Annotated in this window: 19 protein-coding genes, 2 tRNA genes and 3 pseudogenes; 15 read left to right on the forward strand and 9 right to left on the reverse strand. The window is 40.1% G+C overall.

The genetic code is table 11. The annotated features are described in order from the left end of the window. Positions 1 to 151: 151 nt before the first annotated feature. On the reverse strand, positions 152 to 1096 hold the full coding sequence (locus C228_RS0100765; protein WP_018650826.1) for a transferrin-binding protein-like solute binding protein: 945 nt from the start codon (positions 1094 to 1096) through the stop codon (positions 152 to 154). Positions 1097 to 1113: 17 nt separating this feature from the next. After that, a complete protein-coding gene (locus tag C228_RS0100770; protein WP_018650827.1) occupies positions 1114 to 2346 on the reverse strand; it encodes a transferrin-binding protein-like solute binding protein in 1233 nt (410 codons plus the stop codon). 322 nt (positions 2347 to 2668) lie between these two features. Between C228_RS0100770 and mutL the strand changes: the two genes are divergently transcribed. The 5 genes from mutL (at position 2669) to hflX (ending at position 8534) form a co-directional block, all read left to right on the forward strand. Next, a complete protein-coding gene (mutL, locus tag C228_RS0100775) occupies positions 2669 to 4522 on the forward strand; it encodes a DNA mismatch repair endonuclease MutL (RefSeq protein WP_018650828.1) in 1854 nt (617 codons plus the stop codon). A gap of 139 nt (positions 4523 to 4661) precedes the next feature. Continuing rightward, positions 4662 to 5711 (forward strand): alcohol dehydrogenase AdhP, encoded by a 1050-nt coding sequence (gene adhP, locus C228_RS0100780; RefSeq protein ID WP_018650829.1) that lies wholly within the window; start codon positions 4662 to 4664, stop codon positions 5709 to 5711. Between the two features lie 127 nt (positions 5712 to 5838). Next, positions 5839 to 6783, forward strand: a complete 945-nt coding sequence (miaA, locus tag C228_RS0100785; protein ID WP_018650830.1) for a tRNA (adenosine(37)-N6)-dimethylallyltransferase MiaA — start codon at positions 5839 to 5841, stop codon at positions 6781 to 6783. A gap of 67 nt (positions 6784 to 6850) precedes the next feature. Continuing rightward, positions 6851 to 7129, forward strand: coding sequence for an RNA chaperone Hfq (gene hfq / locus C228_RS0100790; RefSeq protein WP_018650831.1), 279 nt, complete (start codon positions 6851 to 6853; stop codon positions 7127 to 7129). A gap of 37 nt (positions 7130 to 7166) precedes the next feature. After that, positions 7167 to 8534, forward strand: a complete 1368-nt coding sequence (gene hflX / locus C228_RS0100795) for a ribosome rescue GTPase HflX (protein WP_018650832.1) — start codon at positions 7167 to 7169, stop codon at positions 8532 to 8534. Positions 8535 to 8569: 35 nt separating this feature from the next. Here the strand turns inward: hflX and C228_RS0100800 are convergent, their stop codons facing one another. Next, a complete protein-coding gene (locus tag C228_RS0100800) occupies positions 8570 to 9130 on the reverse strand; it encodes an LOG family protein (protein WP_018650833.1) in 561 nt (186 codons plus the stop codon). 62 nt (positions 9131 to 9192) lie between these two features. Between C228_RS0100800 and C228_RS13065 the strand changes: the two are divergent. Further along, positions 9193 to 9479: pseudogene (locus tag C228_RS13065) on the forward strand (MazG nucleotide pyrophosphohydrolase domain-containing protein). A gap of 48 nt (positions 9480 to 9527) precedes the next feature. On the opposite strand, the gene crp reads toward C228_RS13065, so the two are convergent. From crp to coaBC, 5 genes are all read right to left on the reverse strand, one after another. Continuing rightward, positions 9528 to 10211, reverse strand: a complete 684-nt coding sequence (crp, locus tag C228_RS0100810; protein WP_018650835.1) for a cAMP-activated global transcriptional regulator CRP — start codon at positions 10209 to 10211, stop codon at positions 9528 to 9530. A 70-nt stretch (positions 10212 to 10281) separates the two neighbouring features. Continuing rightward, entirely contained in the window at positions 10282 to 10500 is a 219-nt protein-coding gene (locus C228_RS0100815; RefSeq protein WP_018650836.1) for a YheU family protein, read from the reverse strand. 5 nt (positions 10501 to 10505) lie between these two features. Continuing rightward, the gene (gene slmA / locus C228_RS0100820; protein WP_018650837.1) at positions 10506 to 11114 is read right to left on the reverse strand and encodes a nucleoid occlusion factor SlmA; all 609 of its coding nucleotides are present in this window, start codon (positions 11112 to 11114) and stop codon (positions 10506 to 10508) included. Positions 11115 to 11216: 102 nt separating this feature from the next. Next, positions 11217 to 11672: a dUTP diphosphatase gene (gene dut / locus C228_RS0100825; protein WP_018650838.1), complete on the reverse strand. Its 456-nt coding sequence runs from the start codon at positions 11670 to 11672 to the stop codon at positions 11217 to 11219. 8 nt (positions 11673 to 11680) lie between these two features. Then, complete coding sequence (coaBC, locus tag C228_RS0100830) at positions 11681 to 12886, reverse strand: bifunctional phosphopantothenoylcysteine decarboxylase/phosphopantothenate--cysteine ligase CoaBC (protein ID WP_018650839.1); 1206 nt, start codon at positions 12884 to 12886, stop codon at positions 11681 to 11683. A gap of 203 nt (positions 12887 to 13089) precedes the next feature. Here coaBC and radC point away from each other — a divergent pair. From radC to C228_RS0100875, 9 genes and pseudogenes are all read left to right on the forward strand, one after another. Then, positions 13090 to 13775 (forward strand): annotated as a pseudogene (gene radC / locus C228_RS13070) (RadC family protein). A 155-nt stretch (positions 13776 to 13930) separates the two neighbouring features. Continuing rightward, the gene (gene rpmB, locus C228_RS0100840) at positions 13931 to 14167 is read left to right on the forward strand and encodes a 50S ribosomal protein L28 (protein ID WP_018650840.1); all 237 of its coding nucleotides are present in this window, start codon (positions 13931 to 13933) and stop codon (positions 14165 to 14167) included. A gap of 11 nt (positions 14168 to 14178) precedes the next feature. Continuing rightward, positions 14179 to 14349, forward strand: a complete 171-nt coding sequence (gene rpmG / locus C228_RS0100845) for a 50S ribosomal protein L33 (protein WP_005624479.1) — start codon at positions 14179 to 14181, stop codon at positions 14347 to 14349. 370 nt (positions 14350 to 14719) lie between these two features. Then, positions 14720 to 16084, forward strand: coding sequence for a diaminobutyrate--2-oxoglutarate transaminase (locus tag C228_RS0100850; protein ID WP_018650841.1), 1365 nt, complete (start codon positions 14720 to 14722; stop codon positions 16082 to 16084). A 133-nt stretch (positions 16085 to 16217) separates the two neighbouring features. Beyond that, positions 16218 to 17753 (forward strand): L-2,4-diaminobutyrate decarboxylase, encoded by a 1536-nt coding sequence (gene ddc, locus C228_RS0100855; RefSeq protein ID WP_018650842.1) that lies wholly within the window; start codon positions 16218 to 16220, stop codon positions 17751 to 17753. Between the two features lie 198 nt (positions 17754 to 17951). Then, positions 17952 to 18284 (forward strand): MaoP family protein, encoded by a 333-nt coding sequence (locus C228_RS0100860; RefSeq protein ID WP_018650843.1) that lies wholly within the window; start codon positions 17952 to 17954, stop codon positions 18282 to 18284. A gap of 151 nt (positions 18285 to 18435) precedes the next feature. Next, on the forward strand, positions 18436 to 19542 hold the full coding sequence (trmA, locus tag C228_RS0100865; RefSeq protein WP_018650844.1) for a tRNA (uridine(54)-C5)-methyltransferase TrmA: 1107 nt from the start codon (positions 18436 to 18438) through the stop codon (positions 19540 to 19542). 105 nt (positions 19543 to 19647) lie between these two features. Further along, positions 19648 to 19737: transfer RNA gene (locus C228_RS0100870), tRNA-Ser, on the forward strand. Between the two features lie 82 nt (positions 19738 to 19819). Continuing rightward, a tRNA-Ser gene (locus C228_RS0100875) sits at positions 19820 to 19909 on the forward strand. Positions 19910 to 20117: 208 nt separating this feature from the next. Here the strand turns inward: C228_RS0100875 and tnpA are convergent. Further along, positions 20118 to 20402, reverse strand: a pseudogene (gene tnpA, locus C228_RS13075) (IS200/IS605 family transposase); the annotation flags it as partial. Positions 20403 to 20423: the final 21 nt, after the last annotated feature.

Consider the following 20423-nt stretch of genomic DNA (forward strand, 5'->3'; position numbering starts at 1 on the left):
AAAAGGTGTTAATTATGTAATTAAACAAACTTTAGAATATATAAAGCATTTCCGTGTATTTTGTATATTTCGTTGTTACCAATATTAAAAAAGCGGTGTGATTTGTAAAAAATTTTACAAATTATACCGCTTGAGAGGATGTTCGTTATATTTAGAAACTTTCTAACGAAGCGCTAATAGGGCGTTTGTCGGAGGCGCCGAATACGCCGTTGTTACCATTTTTCGTATCATTAAACAGACCGGCTACGTCACGAGCTAAAGAACCGTAGAATGCGCCTTTAGCCTCGATTCCATCTCTGGTTCCGCTAAATGTATTTCCGGTAATGTCTCCCCCAAAAGTTGCTTTGGCAGTTGCTGCGCCTGCTTCTTTTAACTCAACTTTAAGCTTTTTATTGCTAAAATCGGCAATAACTTCGGAGTTAAGTTGAACGTATTGGTTATCTTTACCGTATAATGCAAAGCCGGTGTATTTATACGTACTCTCTTTTGGCATCGGATAGAACGTATCACCAAGCACGTTAATGGTATTTTGCTCAGGTGTTAAGAAACCTTGTACAAACAAATGCGTTTGACCATTTAAAATATATGCACCGTAGCGCATTGCTTTAAAGCTATTTGGGTCTTGGTAACTACCATAAGCTCCATAACTGTCCGCCATGCTACCTACATAAAGCTTACCACCGTTCTCATTAGATTGTTTTAATTTACCGACAGCAACATTAGAAAGTTTGTCTCCTGCCGTGAACAGAGTAATTTTTACTCCGCCTACCATAATCGAATCTAAATCTTCCAATGTTTCTGGCCTTTTAGCCGTTAAGTTACCGTTTTGTGCGACAGTTAAAATAGTGCCGGAAATTTCTGTGCTTGGTTTTTTCTCAAATGCAGAATTTACGGTGGTAAAGAATTTACTGTTAGCATTTTGCGAGCTGCTATTGCTACTTGAATTGCTACCAACCACTGGTGGTGTTGTAACATTTGGCGTTTTATCCGCTACTTTAGGTGGTTGAACCGAACCACCGCCACCACCGCTTGAATAACAAGCGGTTAATGCAAGTGAACTTATTATGGTTAATATAGTTAAAGGAAGTTTTTTCATAAATGAATTCCTATATTTTATTTTATTTCAGTAATAGGATTGGCATTTGTGCAAGCACCACTATACCCACATTGTTTAGCTGAACCGCCAAAAACACCATCATTTCCGTTGTTGGTATTATAGAATATTCCGCCTATATCATTAGCTCTTGAACCATAGAATCCCCCTTTTGTGACAATTCCATTGTGAGAGCCAGAGAATGTATTTTCTTTAATATCTCCGCCAAAAGTAAGTGTTTGCATAGAATCTTTTGATAATTCAACTTTTACTTTACGGTGAGAGAAGTCTGCATAGGCTTTTGTTGTTAGCTCATCATAAGATCCTCCCTTACCATAAAAGGCTTTACCATTATATTCATATACTCCTGATATTGGCATTTCTCGTAAGGATTGATGATCACTGCTGTTCCCATTACGACTCATCCAATAATAATTGAATGGTGAATTTACTTTCTCAGACCCTTTTAATGTATTTGGTGTTAGATATCCTTGTACAAATAGGTGTGTAACTCCATTTTTATCTGTGTAATATCCATAACGCATTTGTTCAAAATCACTTTTCGAAGCAGCCTTAGGTAAACTTCCAACTTTTCCATGTCCGTTTTCTGTATTGATTTCAAAAATTTTATTAAATATTTTTTTATCATCATCTAAAATATCATCTGATTCTGAGCGATGTTTTTTCATATCATCAACACTAATAAGAGTAATTTCTTTTCCATCAACTATTAATGTATTTATTCCTTTAGAATGATTCTCAATATTCCGTCCTGAAAAACTATTTTGAGTACTTGTCGATAATCCTCCGCTTAATAAAGCAGTGCCATCTGATATACCATTATCCTTAAATGTTTTTTCTAGCTCTTTTTTTGCTTCTGTAATTGTTAGATTTTTAGTTCCTTCGTTTTTAGATTCAGGCTTGGAAGGGTTTTCCTTTTTGGGATCCATTTTAGATTCTCCCTCTTCCTTAGGCATATCTTCTTGCTTAGGTTCTGTTTTAGGAGCTTCTTGGTTTTTCTGTTTTAATTGTTGTTCTAACTCTTTCTGCTTTTTTTCCAACTCGGAAAGTGTCTTTGCCGTTTCCAATTCTTTATCTTTTTTTGCTTTTTCTTCCGCTTTTTTATTGGCTTCATCAACTTTATTTTTTACTAAGTCCTCATAACGAGTCGCACCTTTATTGTCTGATGAGCAAGCAGTAATTGCTAATGAGCAGGCAATAGCAATAAAACTTAAACGTAAATGTTTATTCATAGAGTAATCCTTTTAAAAATGTAATGAGTTTACGTTGATATTTTCCTTATTATCTGGCTATACCTAATACGTCCTGTTGAAATGGTAAGCGGTATAGATAAGCCTAAAATAATAAAGTATTTGTAAATTTACATGAAAATGATAGTAATTTACATTTTTTTGATTTTATCAGTGCTAAAGTTGAATTTCAATACAAATAAAAATGATTATTAAAAAGATTTGTGTATGAGTTTTAAATATAGTGAGAATGCCTTTTTCTATAAAAAAGCAGATATTTTCGCTAGAATGTGTTTCATATCTTTACCATCATTTGAGAAATAGTATGAATAAGCCGATGATCCATATCCTTCCACCACAACTAGCCAACCAAATTGCTGCTGGCGAAGTGGTGGAGCGTCCTGCATCTGTCGTAAAAGAATTGGTTGAAAATAGTTTGGATGCTGGCGCAAATCAGATTCAAATTGATATTGAGAAAGGTGGTGCGCAACTTATTCGTATTCGAGATAACGGCTGTGGCATTAGTAAACAAGATTTAGCTCTGGCCCTGGCTCGCCACGCTACTAGTAAAATTTCTAGCCTTGAAGATTTGGAGATGATTTTAAGTCTTGGCTTTCGCGGTGAGGCTCTGGCAAGTATCAGCTCGGTTTCACGACTTACATTGACTTCTCGCCCCGAAGGGCAAGCGGAAGCGTGGCAAGCTTATGCGCAAGGGCGTGAAATGGAAGTTGAAATTCAGCCGGCTTCGCATCCGGTCGGCACGACAATTGAAGTGGCGAATTTATTCTTTAATACGCCAGCACGCCGTAAATTTTTGCGTACCGATAAAACCGAATTGGCCCATATTGATGAGGTGGTGCGCCGTATCGCATTAGCAAAACCGAATATCAGTTTTACTCTAACCCATAACGGTAAAACGGTACGTCAATATCGTAAAGCGCAAGACAATTCGGTCGAGCAGCAACAGCGCCGAGTAGCAGCAATTTGCGGCGATGAATTTATCCAAAATGCGATTCATATCGACTGGCAACACGGTCACTTATATTTACATGGTTGGATTGGTTCACCAAATATTTCCAGACTGCAAAATGATTTGTGTTATAGCTATGTGAATGGGCGGATGATGCGAGATAAAACCATTAATCATGCTATTCGCCAAGCTTATGAAGCGACTAATATGCCAGCTGGTCATTATCCGGCGTTTGTGGTTTTCCTTGATATTGATCCAAGCCAAGTGGATGTCAATGTACATCCGGCAAAACATGAAGTGCGTTTTCATCAAGGGCGCTTAGTACATGATTTTATTTTGCAAGGTGTACAAACTGCATTACAAGGACAAGCTGAAATTGATGTAACTAATCAAGTGAATGAACCTTTGCCGAGTTATCAACGTGATACGAATCGTATTGCTGCCGGTAGTAATAGCTTTTTAGCACCGCAACAAGCGGTTGAATTTGCAGAAAATTTTGCAAAACCGGCCGCTTCTCGTGCGTTCGGTTATCAGCCTCACACAACAACTACCTCTAAGTCAGCGCAAAAATGGTATGGAGAATTGGTTGGCAAACCGCAACAGATAACCAGTTTCAGGGAAAACAAATCTAGTATTGCTACGCCTGTGATTTTTGCACAAGAGATAGATGAGCCTAAACCCGATCAAGCAGTATCGGCGACAACAGCTCATTGGCAGCCGTTAACTATTGTGCAAAATCAAGCTTTGTTATTAAAAGCTGAGCAACAATTTTATTTGCTTTCATTGGAAAAATTAGCTCGCTTACGTTTTCAAACACAACTTGCGAAAGGGGAAAGTCAAGCGTTATTGATTCCGCTGAATTTAAGTTTAGATGAAGTGCAAACACAGCATTGGCAAATGCTTAAAACGCCATTGAGAGAATTAGGCTTCTCCATCAGTGAGAAAGTGTGGCAGGGGCAAATTCGTCTTTCGATTGCTCAAGTACCGCGACTATTACGAGAGCAGAATTTACAACAAATCTTATTAGGTTTATTAGATTCACAAGCGGTCGATTTAGCTCAATTTTTTGCAAAATTTGCGTCGATTCCGACCACCTATAGCTTAGCGGAAGCAGTAAATTGGCTGGCAGAGACCGAACAACTGGCAAAAGCAGAGCTAGAAAAACTAAAAGTTGAAATTGATTTTTCACCGTTCTTAGCTGCTTGTTAAATTTTTGTGAGGCTTATCAAAAAAACGAAAAAATCCGATTGCATAAAAAAAGTACTAAGGCATACTAAAACTATTCTTTGCTTGAATTTTAAGCGGAGAATAAAGGCATAACCGTTATTGTTACTTCATAGGAGAAATCATGATGAAAATGCGTGCTGCTGTGGTTGCCCCACAATGTGACGGAACAGTGGAAATTGTTGAAAGAAACATTCCTGAAATCAAAAATGGCGAAGCCCTTGTTGAAGTTGAATATTGCGGCGTATGTCATACCGACTTACACGTTGCCGCTGGCGACTACGGTAAAAAGCCAGGGCGTGTATTAGGCCATGAGGGCATCGGTATTGTTAAATCGATCGCACCTGACGTTACCAATTTGAAAGTTGGTGATCGTGTGAGTATTGCATGGATGTTTGAGAGCTGCGGTTCATGTGAATATTGTACTACCGGACGTGAGACGCTTTGTCGTAGCGTGAAAAATGCCGGCTATACGGTGGATGGCGGTATGGCAACCCACTGTGTCGTAACGGCGGATTATGCGGTAAAAGTACCGGAAGGCTTAGATCCAGCACAAGCAAGCAGTATTACTTGTGCGGGTGTAACGACTTATAAAGGGATTAAAGTTTCCGGTGTGCGTGCGGGGCAATGGATTGCGATTTATGGTGCCGGTGGTCTCGGTAATCTGGCGGTGCAATATGCGAAGAAAGTATTTGGCGCACATGTGATTGCAATTGATATTAATGACGACAAATTGGCTTTTGCCAAAGAAGTCGGTGCGGATTTAACGGTTAACCCGCTAAAAGAAGACAGTGCGAAAGTTATTCAAGAAAAAGTCGGTGGTGCACATGCAGCAGTGGTTACTGCGGTATCTAAAGTGGCATTTAGTGCTGCGGTAGATTGTGTACGCGCTGGTGGGCGAGTGGTTGCTATAGGTCTGCCGCCGGAAACGATGGATCTCTCTATTCCTCGTATTGTGTTAGATGGCATTGAAATTGTCGGGTCGCTGGTCGGTACTCGCCAAGATCTTGCCGAGGCGTTCCAATTCGGTGCTGAAGGTTTGGTTGTGCCGTTAGTCCAATTACGCCGTTTAGATGAAGCAAATGATATTTTCCAAGAAATGCGAGACGGAAAAATTCAAGGCAGAATGGTTATTGATATGAAAAAAGGTTGTGGTTGCGGCTGTAGTCATTAATCTTTAGTATGATAACGACCGTAAATTACGATATTTGCGGTCGTTTTTGTTTTTATGAACACTGCGATTTGGGCTTTTGGTAAATTTCCGCTAAAATTCGACCGCTTATAACTTTAGATAGAACAAAATGAATAAAAAACCTTTTGCAATTTTTTTAATGGGCCCAACAGCTTCGGGCAAAACGGATTTGGCGATCGCTTTGCGCCAGACGCTTCCGGTGGAAGTGATCAGTGTAGATTCGGCAATGATTTATAAAGGTATGGATATTGGAACGGCAAAGCCGAGTAAGGCTGAGTTAGCACTTGCTCCTCATCGTTTAATTGATATTTTAGATCCGTTAGAAAGTTATTCTGCGATGAATTTTCGTGAAGACGCATTGCGTGAAATGGCAGAAATTAGCGAAAGCGGACATATTCCGTTATTAGTCGGCGGCACAATGCTTTATTACAAAGCTTTATTAGAAGGACTTTCGCCGTTACCTTCGGCAGATCTGGATATTCGGGCTGAAATTGAGGCAAAAGCCGCACAAATCGGTTGGAGAGGATTACATACGGAGTTATTGAAAATCGACTCAGTAGCCGGGATGCGAATTAACCCAAACGATAGCCAGCGTATTAATCGTGCCTTAGAAGTTTTTTATCTTACTGGTAAGACCATGACGGAGCTAACCGCACAATCGGGGGAGACATTGCCTTACGATGTGTTTCAGTTTGCGATTGCACCACAAGATAGACAGGTATTACATCATCGGATTGAACAGCGTTTTCATAAAATGATGGAACTTGGCTTTCAACAAGAAGTCGAAAAACTGCATGTAAGAGGGGATTTACATAAGGACTTGCCTTCTATTCGTTGCGTGGGATATCGCCAAATGTGGGAACACATTGACGGTGATATTTCGCTTGATGAGGCGGTGTATAAAGGTATTTGTGCCACCCGACAGCTTGCAAAGCGCCAAATCACTTGGTTGCGTGGTTGGAGAAGTGAAATTGAATGGCTAGATAGCTTAGATCCGACCAGTTCGAAGCGGAAAATGGTTGAAAAGATCGAGCAAAAATGGCGTAATCTATGATAATATCTCTACTGCCTTTGGCAGCAATAAGACGATATTTAACACAAAAATAAAAAAGGAAAAGAAAATGGCAAAAGGTCAATCTCTACAAGATCCATATTTGAATGCACTTCGTCGTGAGCGTATTCCTGTTTCAATTTATTTAGTTAACGGCATTAAATTACAAGGTCAAATTGAATCTTTCGATCAATTCGTAATTTTATTAAAAAATACTGTGAGCCAAATGGTTTATAAACATGCAATTTCAACAGTGGTTCCTGCACGTTCAGTTTCTCACAACAACGGCGGTTCTTCACACGCTCAACAAGTGCAAGCAGTTGAAGCTCCTGCAGACAAAGCGGAATAATTAAGCTATTACTACGCAAGCTTTTTTTGTCGAGCAGATGCCAAATACAGATGAAAATGCTGTATTTGGTTTTGCTTTATCCGAGAATGGGAAAACTGCCGATAAGGCGTTATCGCATTCGAAAGATAAAGCAATTTTAGTCCACCTCTTTCTTTCTCAACATAAAGATATTGAGAATCTGATGGAATTCCAAACACTTGCCAAATCGGCTGGTGTTGAAATTCTTGCCACGCTAACCACTTCTCGTTCTGCACCGCATATCAAATATTTTGTCGGACAAGGCAAAGCCGATGAAATCGCTCAAGCTGTTGAGGAGCTCGGTGCAACCGTGGTCTTGGTCAATCACGAATTGAGCCCTTCACAAACCCGCAATTTACAAGCGTTATGTGAATGTCGTGTCGTGGACAGAACTGGTCTGATTTTAGATATTTTTGCCCAACGTGCCAGATCACACGAGGGAAAATTACAAGTCGAGCTGGCTCAACTTAAACATTTGGCAACACGTTTGGTACGCCGTTTGGGCAATCAAGATCAGCAAAAGGGTGGGTCAGTCGGTTTACGCGGGCCGGGCGAAACTCAGCTTGAAACCGATCGCCGTTTGATTAAAGTGCGAATTCAGCAACTTCAAAATCGTTTGGAGAAAGTGAATAAACAACGCAGTCAAAATCGGAAAACGCGTCAGAAAGCGGATATTCCGACCGTTTCTTTAGTCGGCTATACCAATGCAGGGAAGTCTACCTTATTTAATGCGATTACCAATGCTGGTGTTTATGCGGCTGATCAGTTATTCGCAACGCTTGATCCGACGTTACGCCGAATGCAGATTCAAGATGTCGGTACCACAATCTTAGCGGATACGGTCGGTTTTATCCGATTCTTACCGCATGATTTGGTTTCTGCATTTAAATCGACTTTACAAGAAACCACCGAAGCGAGCTTACTGTTACACGTCATTGATGCGACGGACGATCGTAAAAATGAAAATATTGATGCGGTTAACCAAGTCTTAGATGAAATCGGTGCGTTAGAAATTCCAACGTTATTGGTATATAACAAAGTCGATAAACTCGAGGGCGTAATGCCATATATTGAGCGTAATGACGATGGTAAACCGGTGGTGGTTTATCTTTCTGCACAAGCCAATCAAGGTATTGATTTGTTGTATGAAGCGATTCGGGAATGTTTACGCAATGAGTTAGTGTGTGAGAAAGTATTATTACCGGCAACTGCGGGGCAAATATATACGCAATTTCACCTACAGCATTGTATTAAAGACGAAAGCTTTAATCAGTTTGGTGACCGATTGGTTAAGGTGGAAGTGGATTTAGTACAGTGGAATAAATGGCTAAAACAATTCCCCAAGTTAGCGGAATATGTTAAATTCGCAAGTTGGGAAGAAAACTAGAATATAAGCGGTAGTATGGCTACCGCTTTTTGCATTTAATAGAGGTGAATTTGAGGTGGACGGTAGTTTTGAATAAATTTTTCGATCTCCTCTAAGTTGTCCGAGAACAAAACATAATCCAAATCGGCTTGAGTTAAAAAACCGTTGTTGACCATTTGTTGATAAAAGGCTTTGAGTGGTTGATAGTAATGTTCTACATCAAAGAAGATACAAGGATTATTATTTTGTCCGATTCTCGCCCATGAAACCACTTCGGTAATTTCCTCTAATGTGCCAGGGCCACCGGGTAAGGCAATATAAGCATCACCTAATTCAATCATTTTTAATTTTCGTTCCGGCATGCTTGTAACGGTAATCAGTTTGGTAAGTGAAGAATGGGCAAGTTCCCGCTCTTGTAAAAAGGTTGGGATGATGCCGATGACTTCACCTTGATGGGCTAATACACTATCGGCAACAATTCCCATCAAACCAGATTTTCTTCCCCCATAAATTAATTTGTACTGATGTTTTGCAATCCACTCGCCAAGTGATTGTGCGGCTTGTTGATATTGTAGCTTATTTCCTACATTTGCGCCGCAATAAACGGTAATATTCATTGACCTTCCTATTTTTCCAATTAAATTAAAATTAGTCTAACAAGTAAAATAGGGAAATACAAATGCAGTTTCAATACTACCAAAATTGGGTCAGAGAATTTTATCAGACACAGGACTAGTATCGTTACAATCCGTTTATTCGAGTGAACTTTTTAAGCGAAGAAGCCGGGGGAGTGACCCGAACGAAACCGAAGTCTCTTACCAAGAAAAAAGAGCATGTTTGATCGAAGAACTGGATGATGTGCTGGATAACTTATTTATTTTGACGGATAAATACGATATTTCGATTGAGGAAGTGATTGAAAAACACCAAGCAAAATTCATTAAACGCTATGTAAAAGAAGGATAAAAAAGACCGTTTGTTTAACACTAACAAGTGGTCTTTCTTTATTAAAATTTAGCGAGTGCCATAAACGACAATCGTTTTACCATGCGCAGAAATTAAGCCTTCATGTTCTAACATTTTTAAGATTCTTCCGACAGTTTCACGTGAACAGCCGACCATTTGACCGATTTCTTGGCGAGTGATTTTAATTTGCATTCCCTTAGGGTGGGTCATAGCATCCGGCATTTTGGCCAGATTCATTAGTGTTTGTGCAATACGACCTGTTACGTCTAAGAAGGCAAGATTACTTACTTGGCGTGAAGTTTGACGTAAACGGCGAGCCATTTGTGCGGAAAGATACATTAAAATATCCGGATTTAAATGCACAAGCTGTTTGAATTTTTTATACGAGATTTCTGCAATTTCGCAAGCACCTTTCGTTTTGACCCAAGCGGTGCGTGGTTGAATAGATTCTTCAAATAAGCTGATTTCACCCACAAACTCGCCTTGCCCAAGGTGGGAAAGAATCATTTCTTTGCCTTCATCATCTTTGATAAACACCGCTACCGAACCGCTCACGATATAGAATAAAGATTCTGCATCTTCACCAGCGTGAATCAGTGTGTATTTAGACGGGTAACGATGAATATGACAGTGAGTCAGAAACCACTCTACAGCAGGAGCATGAATTGATGGCGGAGCTGAGATGTCTCCATCCATTTGAGGTGCTGAAATTGAAATATCTTGCATCTGCATAAAAACCTCTATAAATCATTTATAATTATCTGACATCCTAAATGTTAAAATTGTATCACAAGACGCCCACTTAACCTAAAAAAGATTTTTTGTCTTTAATATCAAGGCTTTGGTGTAGATCCGACCAGATAATTACGACTTTATCTGCTTTTAATTGAGCAAATAAGTGCTCACGTTTTTCCTCTAAAGAAAGTTCTCTTTCGCCATAATCGGTGCCTTCTCGTAGAATAAATGAATCTAATACATTATTTAATGTTGCGGGTTCAAGTTCTTGCCATGGAATAATCATAAAGCTTACTCAAATAATGGTTTAATCAATGCCCATTGTTTTTCAAAATGTTGATGTTGGTTATAACTAAAGTTAGAACGTACTAAACGTAAAAATTGACCTTCACAAAAATTGACTAAATAGCCGGCGAGCGCTCGTTCATCCTCGAACGTTTTACCTTCGCGCAATTTACTCATCTGTAAAATGTTGGCGAACTGAAATTCTAAGCCGTCAAAAAATTTTGCAACGCGTGCTTTTAATTGATCGTCTTCAAACATTAGCGCATGACTGGTTAGAATACGAGTTACTCCCGGATTTTTGCGAGCAAATTCAATTACGGTGTAGAGGATAGCTTTTACTGTCAATGCAGTCGAATTCTCTTTGCGTTTACTTGCATTAATATAACTGGTTAGCGTTTGTTCAATACGCTCAATCAATGCCTCAAACATCTTAGTCTTGCTTGGGAAATAACGGTAAAGTGCGCCTTCCGAAACGCCAACCGCTTTGGCTAAACGTTCGGTAGTTACACGTTGCATACCGTCTTCGGAATTTAATAACCCAATTAGCACTTCGAGAACTTGTTGCTGACGTTCTTTCACTGATTTTTTAGGCATCTTAACAGTTGGTTGTGTCATAAATCTCTCTTATTTTAGTAATCTGCTCATCATTAAAAGAAGTCACAAGCGGTCATTTTTGCAAAATTTTTTACAAATTCGACCGCTTGCTTGGGTATCGAATTACTGTTTACCCGAATGGCCGAAACCGCCTTCACCACGTTCGGTTTGTTCAAAATCGTTTACGATATTGAAGCTTGCTTGTACCACCGGTACGAAAACTAACTGAGCAATACGGTCGCCTACTTCAACGGTAAAAGGTTTATCACTGCGGTTCCACAATGACACCATTAACGGACCTTGATAGTCGCTATCAATTAAACCGACTAAATTACCTAACACGATACCGTTTTTATGCCCTAAACCTGAACGAGGTAAAATCACCGCCGCTAAATTCGGATCAGCTATATAAATTGAAATACCGGTTGGAATCAGTACGGTTTGACCGGGTTCTATGGTTAAAGCACTTTCAGTTAATGCACGTAAATCTAAGCCTGCTGAACCTTCGGTTGCATAGGCCGGTAATGGAAATTCGTTGCCGATACGGCTATCTAAAATTTTTAAATCGATTTGTTTCATTTATGTTCCTATTTGTCATGTTTAAATTGCTCAATAATCTCGTGAACTAAGGCTTCCGCCAGTTTGCTTTTATCTGCAAGCGGTAGCATTTTCTCACCGTTTTGCCAAAAGAGATGGAGCGAATTTTGCTCTTGCCCGAACACTTGTCCACCGGACACATCATTGGCGCAAATTAAATCTAAATTTTTACGTTTGAGTTTATCTTTAGCGTAGTTTGCTACATCTTGCGTTTCCGCTGCAAAACCCACGGTAAACGGGCGATTTTCGGTTAAATTTGCCACATTGGCGATAATGTCCGGATTTTTAACTAATTTAAGAATCAGTTCGTCGTTATCAGTGGTTTTCTTGATTTTTTGTGTAGCGACTTCAGCCATTCGATAATCGGCAACGGCAGCACAACCGATAAAAATTGCAGATTTTTGGGCAAATTTGACCGCTTGTTGCTCCATTTCTAGCGCAGATTCCACATTGATTCGAGCGACATTTGCAGGTGTGGCAAGATTGACCGGACCGGCAATCAGATTCACTTGTGCACTACGTTTGGCAAATGCTTCAGCAATTGCAAAGCCCATTTTGCCGGAGCTGTGATTGCTGATATAACGCACCGGATCGATCGCTTCGCGGGTTGGCCCGGCTGTAATCGTCACGCTGATATTTTTCAGATCTTGCGCGTGGCTAAAGTGATCGCATACCGCTTGGAAGATCTCGCTCGGTTCGGACATTCTGCCGGCACCGACATCACCACAAGCTTGGAAGCCGCTATTTGGGCCGATCATCTGCACACCGCGATTTGCCAAAACCGCTAAATTTTCTTGCGTAACCGCTTGTTTGAACATTTGCTGATTCATTGCCGGTGCGAGTAAAATTGGGCTGGCGGTTGCTAAACAGAGGGCAGAGAGTAAATCATTTGCCATACCGGCACGTAAACGAGCGATAAAATCGGCAGACGCCGGTGCAATAACAACTAAATCCGCCCATTTTGCCAGTTCGATATGACCCATTGCCAATTCCGCTTGCGGATCTAATAAGGAATTGGAGACCGCATTTGCCGAAATCGCTTGCAGGGTAAGCGGGGCCACAAAAGCTTCTGCCGCTGGTGTTAATACAACACGAACGTCCGCATTGGCTTTTTTGAAGTGACGAATTAATTCAATCGTTTTATAAGCGGCAATGCCACCGGTAATGCCAACTAAAATGCGCTTGTTACTGAGCATAGCAATTCCTATTTTAAGAAGATATTTATTCATTTTCTGAGCATAAGCAAAGAAGATGAGTTGGATAATTCTACCTTAATAAGTACTCACTCACAATAAAGCGATTTTTGCGATCTGTGTCGAAAAAATAAAACTTTCCTTTTGATTCAAATAATTAGCTTCTTTATGCTTTTTCCCTATTTGGTCTAACTGAGTAAAAAATAATGTGCAATGCAGAATTAATGCCACGAGAAAAATTATTAGCTTATGGAGCGGAGTCATTAACTGATCAGGAATTATTGGCGATTTTTTTGCGTACCGGTATTAAGGGGATGCCGGTGATGCAATTATCTGAAACGGTACTCAAACAATTCGGTTCGTTAAGGGGGTTACTTAGTGCGGATGTAAAAGCATTTTGTCAGATGAAAGGATTGGGACAAACGCAATTTATTCAATTACAAGCTTCAAAAGAAATGACTAAGCGTTATTTGGCGCAACAAATGCAAGTGCGAGAAAACATTACGGAACCTTATTTAGCTGTGATGTGTTTTCAGACAGAACTGGAATCGGAAGAACGACGGAAGAACGAGAAGTGTTTATGGTGATGTTTCTCGATAATCAGAATCGCTTAATTAAAAAAGAAAAAATGTTTTACGGTACGATTAATCAAGCAACGGTTTACCCTAGAGAAATAATCAAAGAAGCATTAAAATGCAATGCGGCGGCAATTATTGTTGCCCATAATCATCCCTCAGGTCATTGCATGCCTTCGGAATCGGATAGAATACTCACTAAGAAGATTGAAATGGCGTGTGATTTGGTTGAAATTCGCTTTGTTGATCATATTGTCGTCGGAAAAGGTGATTATTTTTCCTTTGAAGAAGAGAAGTTTCGCCGAAATAATTCATAAATTGAGACTTGAATAACGCTATTAAAGCGAGTATAATTCATGGTCTTTAAATATGACTTTGGTCGGGCTAAGCCTGACGAGGCAATTAGATAAACTGATATAAGTCCTAATCGCCCGAACCATTTAAACATTACTTAAGTAATTGGAGAATTAAAATGTCAAGAGTTTGCCAAGTAACCGGCAAGCGTCCAGCAGTTGGTAACAACCGCTCACACGCATTAAACGCGACTCGTCGTCGTTTTTTACCTAACTTACACACTCACCGTTTCTGGGTTGAGAGTGAAAATCGTTTCGTAACTTTACGCTTAACAGCGAAAGCTATGCGTATTATCGACAAAAAAGGCATTGATGCAGTATTAGCTGAAATCCGTGCTCGTGGCGAAAAAATTTAAGGAGCTAACCAATGGCAGCTAAAGGTAATCGTGAGAAAATCAAATTAGTTTCAACTGCTGAAACTGGTCACTTTTACACAACGACTAAAAACAAACGTAATATGCCTGAAAAAATGGAAATCAAAAAATTTGATCCAGTTGTGCGTAAACACGTTGTTTATAAAGAAGCTAAAATCAAATAATTTGATTCAATGTTTCAAGAACCCAGCTTTTCAGCTGGGTTTTTTACGTCAACTTGGCAACCGTTTACATCTTTAGACATTTGACTGGGTTATCTAAGGTTAGTTAATAAAAATTACTTTATTTTTTGCCAAAAAAATGTACTATTATGCGTCCTTAAATGTAACCCACATTTAAGCCTGTTTCCAACCTGCACCGCCTTTCTTTTGTTAAATCTAGGGGCAGGGTAAAAACAAAAAAGCTGAAACGCTTTTTTAATAAGTAGCGAGTCAAATGCCCCATGGCATCTGTTTTTTCAGAAACAGAAAGCTTAGGCTTCCCGCAAGGCACCCGACTTATTTTTTTCACCTATCAATAGGAAACTCATTTCAAATGACAATTACCACTCCTGTAAAAGCAGTTCTCGCATCAAACAAACATTTCTTAGATCGCCAAGATAAAATGGAATCAAATGTTCGTAGTTATCCTCGTAAATTACCTTTTGCTTACGCAAAAGCACAAGGTTGCTGGGTGACAGACGTTGAGGGTAATGAATACCTTGACTTCTTAGCGGGCGCAGGAACACTTGCCTTAGGTCACAACCACCCAGTATTAATGCAATCAATCAAAGATGTATTGGAAAGCGGTTTACCGTTACATACGCTTGACTTAACTACTCCGTTGAAAGATGCATTCACAGAAGAATTACTTTCATTCTTCCCGAAAGATCAATACATCCTTCAATTTACCGGTCCATCAGGTGCGGATGCTAACGAAGCAGCAATCAAATTAGCAAAAACTTATACCGGTCGTGGCAATGTGATTGCATTCTCTGGTGGCTTCCACGGTATGACACACGGTGCGTTATCATTAACCGGTAACTTAGGTGCGAAAAATGCGGTGCAAAACTTAATGGCTGGCGTGCAATTTATGCCGTATCCGCATGAATATCGTTGTCCGTTCGGTATCGGTGGTGAAGCGGGTGCGAAAGCGGTTGAACGCTATTTCGAAAACTTCATCGAAGATGTTGAAAGTGGTGTGGTAAAACCGGCAGCGGTAATTTTAGAAGCGATTCAAGGTGAAGGCGGTGTAGTCCCAGCTCCGATTAGCTTCTTACAAAAAGTACGTGAAGTGACTAAAAAACACGGTATCTTAATGATCGTGGATGAAGTTCAAGCAGGTTTCTGCCGCAGTGGTAAAATATTTGCATTCGAACACGCAGGCATTGAGCCGGATATCGTAGTAATGTCAAAAGCGGTTGGTGGTTCATTACCATTAGCGGTATTAGCAATTCGTAAAGAATTCGATGCATGGCAACCAGCAGGTCACACCGGTACTTTCCGTGGTAACCAATTAGCAATGGCAACCGGTTATGCTTCATTAAAAATCATGCGTGAAGAAAATTTAGCGCAAAATGCACAAGAACGTGGTGAATACTTAACTAACGCATTGCGTGAATTAAGCAAAGAATTCTCATGTATCGGTAATGTACGTGGTCGCGGCTTAATGATGGGTATCGATATCGTTGATGAGCGTAAACCACAAGATGCAACCGGCGCTTACCCGCAAGACGGTGAATTAGCGGTAGCAATTCAAAAAGCGTGTTTCAACAATAAATTATTGTTAGAACGTGGTGGCCGTGGTGGTAACGTAGTACGTGTTCTTTGTGCAGTAAACATCAACCAAGCGGAGTGCGAAGAGTTTATCAAACGCTTCAAACAATCTGTGGCAGATGCAATCAAAGCAGTACGTGGCTAATCTAATTCTAACCCTACACGAGCCGTGTAGGGTTACTTTATCTGAGCCACTTTGTGGCTCTTTTTATATCCTAGCCCCAACGGGGCTGAGCTTAATTAACCTAGTACGGCTTGTGCTAGGTGCGAGAGAAAAAATGGCAGATATTTCAAAACACAGACAATCACTTTTCTGTAACGATCCGCAATCTATCGCTGATTACGAAAATGTGATGAATAATGTGGTACAAGCAGTAAGTGCTTGGTTAAAAAACGACAAAATGTACACTGGTGGTTCAATCAAGCAAATGCGTGCTTTGATTGACGGTTTTAATCCGTCAAAAGAAGGCGTAGGTGTACAAAAATCACTTGAGCACTTAGTGGAAATTTTCTTAAAACCAAGTCTTAAAGTACATCACCCACACTCGCTTGCGCATTTACATTGCCCGACAATGGTAACCAGTCAAATTGCAGAAGTGTTAATTAACGCAACTAACCAATCAATGGACTCTTGGGATCAAAGCCCGGCGGGTTCGATTATGGAAGAACACTTAATTGATTGGTTACGTCAAAAAGTGGGTTATGGTGCTGGTACATCAGGCGTGTTCACTTCCGGCGGTACGCAATCAAATCTAATGGGCGTATTGCTTGCTCGTGACTGGGCGATTGCGAAAAACTGGAAAAACGAAGACGGCTCGGAATGGTCAGTGCAACGTGACGGTATTCCTGCGGACGCAATGCAAAATGTGAAAGTGGTTTGTTCGGAAAATGCTCACTTCTCAGTGCAAAAAAACATGGCAATGATGGGTATGGGCTTCCAATCTGTGGTAAAAGTGCCGTGCAACGAAAACGCTCAAATGGACGTTGTGGCATTAGAAAAAACGTTGGCGGATTTAACCGCACAAGGCAAGATTATCGCTTGTGTGGTGGCAACAGCCGGTACGACTGACGCTGGTGCAATCGATCCGTTAAAAGAAATTCGTGCAATCACCAATAAATTCGGTGCGTGGTTACATGTAGATGCAGCTTGGGGCGGTGCGTTATTACTTTCTAAAGATTTCCGTCATTTCTTAGATGGTATTGAAGAAACCGACTCAATCACGTTAGATTTCCACAAACACTTCTTCCAAAGTATTTCGTGTGGTGCGTTCTTATTAAAAGATCAGGCAAACTATCGTTTTATCGACTATAAAGCGGATTACCTTAATTCAGAATATGATGAGGCGCACGGTGTACCGAACTTAGTAGCGAAATCATTACAAACCACTCGTCGTTTTGACGCATTAAAATTATGGTTCACCGTAGAAGCGTTAGGTGAAGACTTATATGCTTCAATGATTGACCACGGTGTGAAATTAACTAAAGAAGTAGAAGGCTATATTAACGCGACTGACGGCTTAGAAATGTTAGTGCCAAGCCAATTCGCTTCGGTGTTATTCCGTGTGGTACCGCAAGGCTATCCGGCAGAATTTATCGATACCTTAAACCAAAACGTAGCGGACGAGCTTTTCGCTCGTGGTGAGGCAAATATCGGTGTAACCAAAGTGGGCGACAAACAATCACTTAAGATGACTACGTTAAGCCCGATTGCAACCTTGGAAAACGTGAAAGCGTTATTAGCACAAGTATTAGCGGAAGCGGATCGTATTAAAGATTCGATTGTAAACGGTACTTACGTGCCACCGATTGATTAATTGGTAAAACTTTTGTGAAAAAAGACCGCTTGTAAGGTTGTCTTGCAAGTGGTTTTTTTTCTAGGCGATTGAGAGCGACTTCCAGCAAGAAAATCGCTTGCTTTATGTGTTTTTTCTTGACTTATTTTGAATTGTTGATTTAATGGTAGGTCGATTTTTTTCTTTTCAAATTCAGCAGTAAATTATAAGAGGCATATTATGGCAGAGAGTTTTAGCGTAACACGTCGTTACTTTGATGATAAAAATTATCCACGTGGTTTTGCTCGTCACGGTGATTACACCATTCGTGAATCTCAAACTTTAGAGCAATTCGGTCAAGCGTGTTTAGCATTAGAAACTGGCGAACGTAACCCAGTGACGGCAGAAGAAGAGCGCTTTGTTGCTGTAATGAAAGGTGATGAAATTGCTGAAAGCATTATTGAAAAATCATGGTTAAAATACCGTACTTTAACCAGCAAAACAAAACGTATCTATACGCTTTCAGGTAATGCAGGTAACGATGCCGGTGATGATTTCAGCGCTGCTGAATAATAGGTATTTCTAAGTATTTGCAATTTTAAATGTGCCACGGAATACGCTGAAAACACGCAAGTGTTGCTCAGGGTATTTTGTGGTTTCTTTTTTTATATTATTTTCTAACTTAGCCGCTATGAGCGGCTGGGTAAATTAGCAGTGATAAATTATGACGCTTCCTATTGAACAATATTCTGATCTTCTTGCAAAAAAAGCAGAAAATTTGACCGCTTTACTTGCGCCTTTTAATCCGCCCGCGCTTGAAGTGTTTGAGTCTGAAACCAGCCATTTCCGTATGCGTGCCGAATTCCGAGTATGGCATGATACTAACGAAGCCGGAGAAAATGAGCTGTATCACATTATGTTCGATCAGGAAACTAAGCAACGTTATCGAGTTGATCAATTCCCGATTGCCAATCATCTGATTAATAAAATGATGAGTAATTTGCTAGCTGAAATTAAGGGCAATGAATTACTGACTCGTAAATTATTCCAAGTGGATTATCTCAGCACGTTAAGCGGTGAAATTGCGGTTTCAATGCTTTACCACAAGAAATTGACGGAAGAGTGGCAGGTAGAAGCCGGTGCTTTAAAAACACGTTTGGAAAATCAGGGTTTCAACGTACAAATTATCGGACGAGCGACTAAACAGAAGATCGCTTTAGAGCGTGATTATGTTGAAGAAGTATTGCCGGTGGACGGTCGTAATTTAATTTATCGCCAAGTAGAAAACAGCTTTACCCAGCCAAATGCTAAAATGAATATCAAAATGTTAGAATGGGCGAGAAGCTGTACTAAAAATAGTACTGGTGATTTATTGGAACTTTACTGCGGCAATGGGAATTTCTCGATTGCATTAGCGGAGAATTTCCGCAAAGTGTTAGCCACTGAAATTTCAAAATCTTCAGTTCACTCTGCGCAATATAATATTGAGCAGAATCAGATCGATAATTTGCAAATTATTCGAATGTCGGTGGAAGAATTTACCCAAGCGATGAACGGTGTGCGTGAATTTAATCGTTTAAAAGGGATTGATTTAAAAGCGTATGATTGCAATACGATCTTTGTTGATCCGCCACGGGCAGGTTTAGATCAAGATACCTTAAATATGGTGCAGGCTTACGAGCGAATTTTATATATTTCGTGCAATCCGCATACGCTAGCAGAAAATTTAGCGCCATTAACCCAAACGCATCGTATTGAGCGTGCGGCACTTTTTGATCAGTTCCCTTATACTCATCATGTAGAAAGTGGTGTGTGGTTGATTAGGAAGTAAGCATAAATAGTCGGTTATGCTGAAAAATAAATCACTTGGTGATTTTTAACGATTTTTCGCTTGACCGATTTTTATAAAACTTATATTATTCCGCTCGTTTTCAACGGAGGAATGGTCGAGTGGTTGAAGGCACCGGTCTTGAAAACCGGCGAGGGTTTACGCCCTCCGTGAGTTCGAATCTCACTTCCTCCGCCATCAAATTCATAGCTTGTTGATTTGATAAATCAGCAAGTTTTTTCTCTCAAAGAGAATACAATTTAGAATATGTTTTCAATCCGGAGGAATGGTCGAGTGGTTGAAGGCACCGGTCTTGAAAACCGGCGAGGGTTTACGCCCTCCGTGAGTTCGAATCTCACTTCCTCCGCCATCTTTCAGGGCTGCTTATAGTGTAAATTGCAAGCGGTTTTTTTCGCTAAATTTTGCAAATTTCCAGATAAATTTAACCGCTTGTAGATAATAATCCACACGTAAAACATGCGGTTTTTTAGCTACTTTATAAGGGCCTAGGACTTCACAAGCCCCTCAAGGGGCATGTGAAAAACTGATAACCGCACAATAACTCTCTAGTTTACCCCTTAAAAGGAGCCATATGTTAAATTATTTTGAATCATATCGGCTTTTTCTTGATTTCTGATGTATTTCTTGACCACTTTGGTACTTAAACCTACCGTACTTACGTAGCAGTGTTTCGCCCAAAAGTTTCTATTTCCATATTTGTATTTTAGATTTGCATGCCTTTCAAATATCATTGGCGATGATTTACCTTTCAGATATCCTATAAAACCAGATACGGTTAATTTAGGCGGAATTTTTAAGAGCATATGAATATGATCTTTCATCGTATGCGCTTCTATAATTTTTTACATTCTTGTTGATGGCGA

The sequence above is a fragment of the Actinobacillus capsulatus DSM 19761 genome (assembly GCF_000374285.1).
Classification (GTDB): Bacteria; Pseudomonadota; Gammaproteobacteria; order Enterobacterales; family Pasteurellaceae; genus Actinobacillus; species Actinobacillus capsulatus.

Coding starts and splice junctions, on each gene's coding strand:
- C228_RS0100765 (WP_018650826.1), bottom strand. CDS start 1,096: ATGAAAAAACTTCCTTTAACTATATTAACCATAATAAGTTCACTTGCA.
- C228_RS0100770 (WP_018650827.1), bottom strand. CDS start 2,346: ATGAATAAACATTTACGTTTAAGTTTTATTGCTATTGCCTGCTCATTA.
- mutL (WP_018650828.1), top strand. CDS start 2,669: ATGAATAAGCCGATGATCCATATCCTTCCACCACAACTAGCCAACCAA.
- adhP (WP_018650829.1), top strand. CDS start 4,662: ATGATGAAAATGCGTGCTGCTGTGGTTGCCCCACAATGTGACGGAACA.
- miaA (WP_018650830.1), top strand. CDS start 5,839: ATGAATAAAAAACCTTTTGCAATTTTTTTAATGGGCCCAACAGCTTCG.
- hfq (WP_018650831.1), top strand. CDS start 6,851: ATGGCAAAAGGTCAATCTCTACAAGATCCATATTTGAATGCACTTCGT.
- hflX (WP_018650832.1), top strand. CDS start 7,167: ATGCCAAATACAGATGAAAATGCTGTATTTGGTTTTGCTTTATCCGAG.
- C228_RS0100800 (WP_018650833.1), bottom strand. CDS start 9,130: ATGAATATTACCGTTTATTGCGGCGCAAATGTAGGAAATAAGCTACAA.
- crp (WP_018650835.1), bottom strand. CDS start 10,211: ATGCAGATGCAAGATATTTCAATTTCAGCACCTCAAATGGATGGAGAC.
- C228_RS0100815 (WP_018650836.1), bottom strand. CDS start 10,500: ATGATTATTCCATGGCAAGAACTTGAACCCGCAACATTAAATAATGTA.
- slmA (WP_018650837.1), bottom strand. CDS start 11,114: ATGACACAACCAACTGTTAAGATGCCTAAAAAATCAGTGAAAGAACGT.
- dut (WP_018650838.1), bottom strand. CDS start 11,672: ATGAAACAAATCGATTTAAAAATTTTAGATAGCCGTATCGGCAACGAA.
- coaBC (WP_018650839.1), bottom strand. CDS start 12,886: ATGCTCAGTAACAAGCGCATTTTAGTTGGCATTACCGGTGGCATTGCC.
- rpmB (WP_018650840.1), top strand. CDS start 13,931: ATGTCAAGAGTTTGCCAAGTAACCGGCAAGCGTCCAGCAGTTGGTAAC.
- rpmG (WP_005624479.1), top strand. CDS start 14,179: ATGGCAGCTAAAGGTAATCGTGAGAAAATCAAATTAGTTTCAACTGCT.
- C228_RS0100850 (WP_018650841.1), top strand. CDS start 14,720: ATGACAATTACCACTCCTGTAAAAGCAGTTCTCGCATCAAACAAACAT.
- ddc (WP_018650842.1), top strand. CDS start 16,218: ATGGCAGATATTTCAAAACACAGACAATCACTTTTCTGTAACGATCCG.
- C228_RS0100860 (WP_018650843.1), top strand. CDS start 17,952: ATGGCAGAGAGTTTTAGCGTAACACGTCGTTACTTTGATGATAAAAAT.
- trmA (WP_018650844.1), top strand. CDS start 18,436: ATGACGCTTCCTATTGAACAATATTCTGATCTTCTTGCAAAAAAAGCA.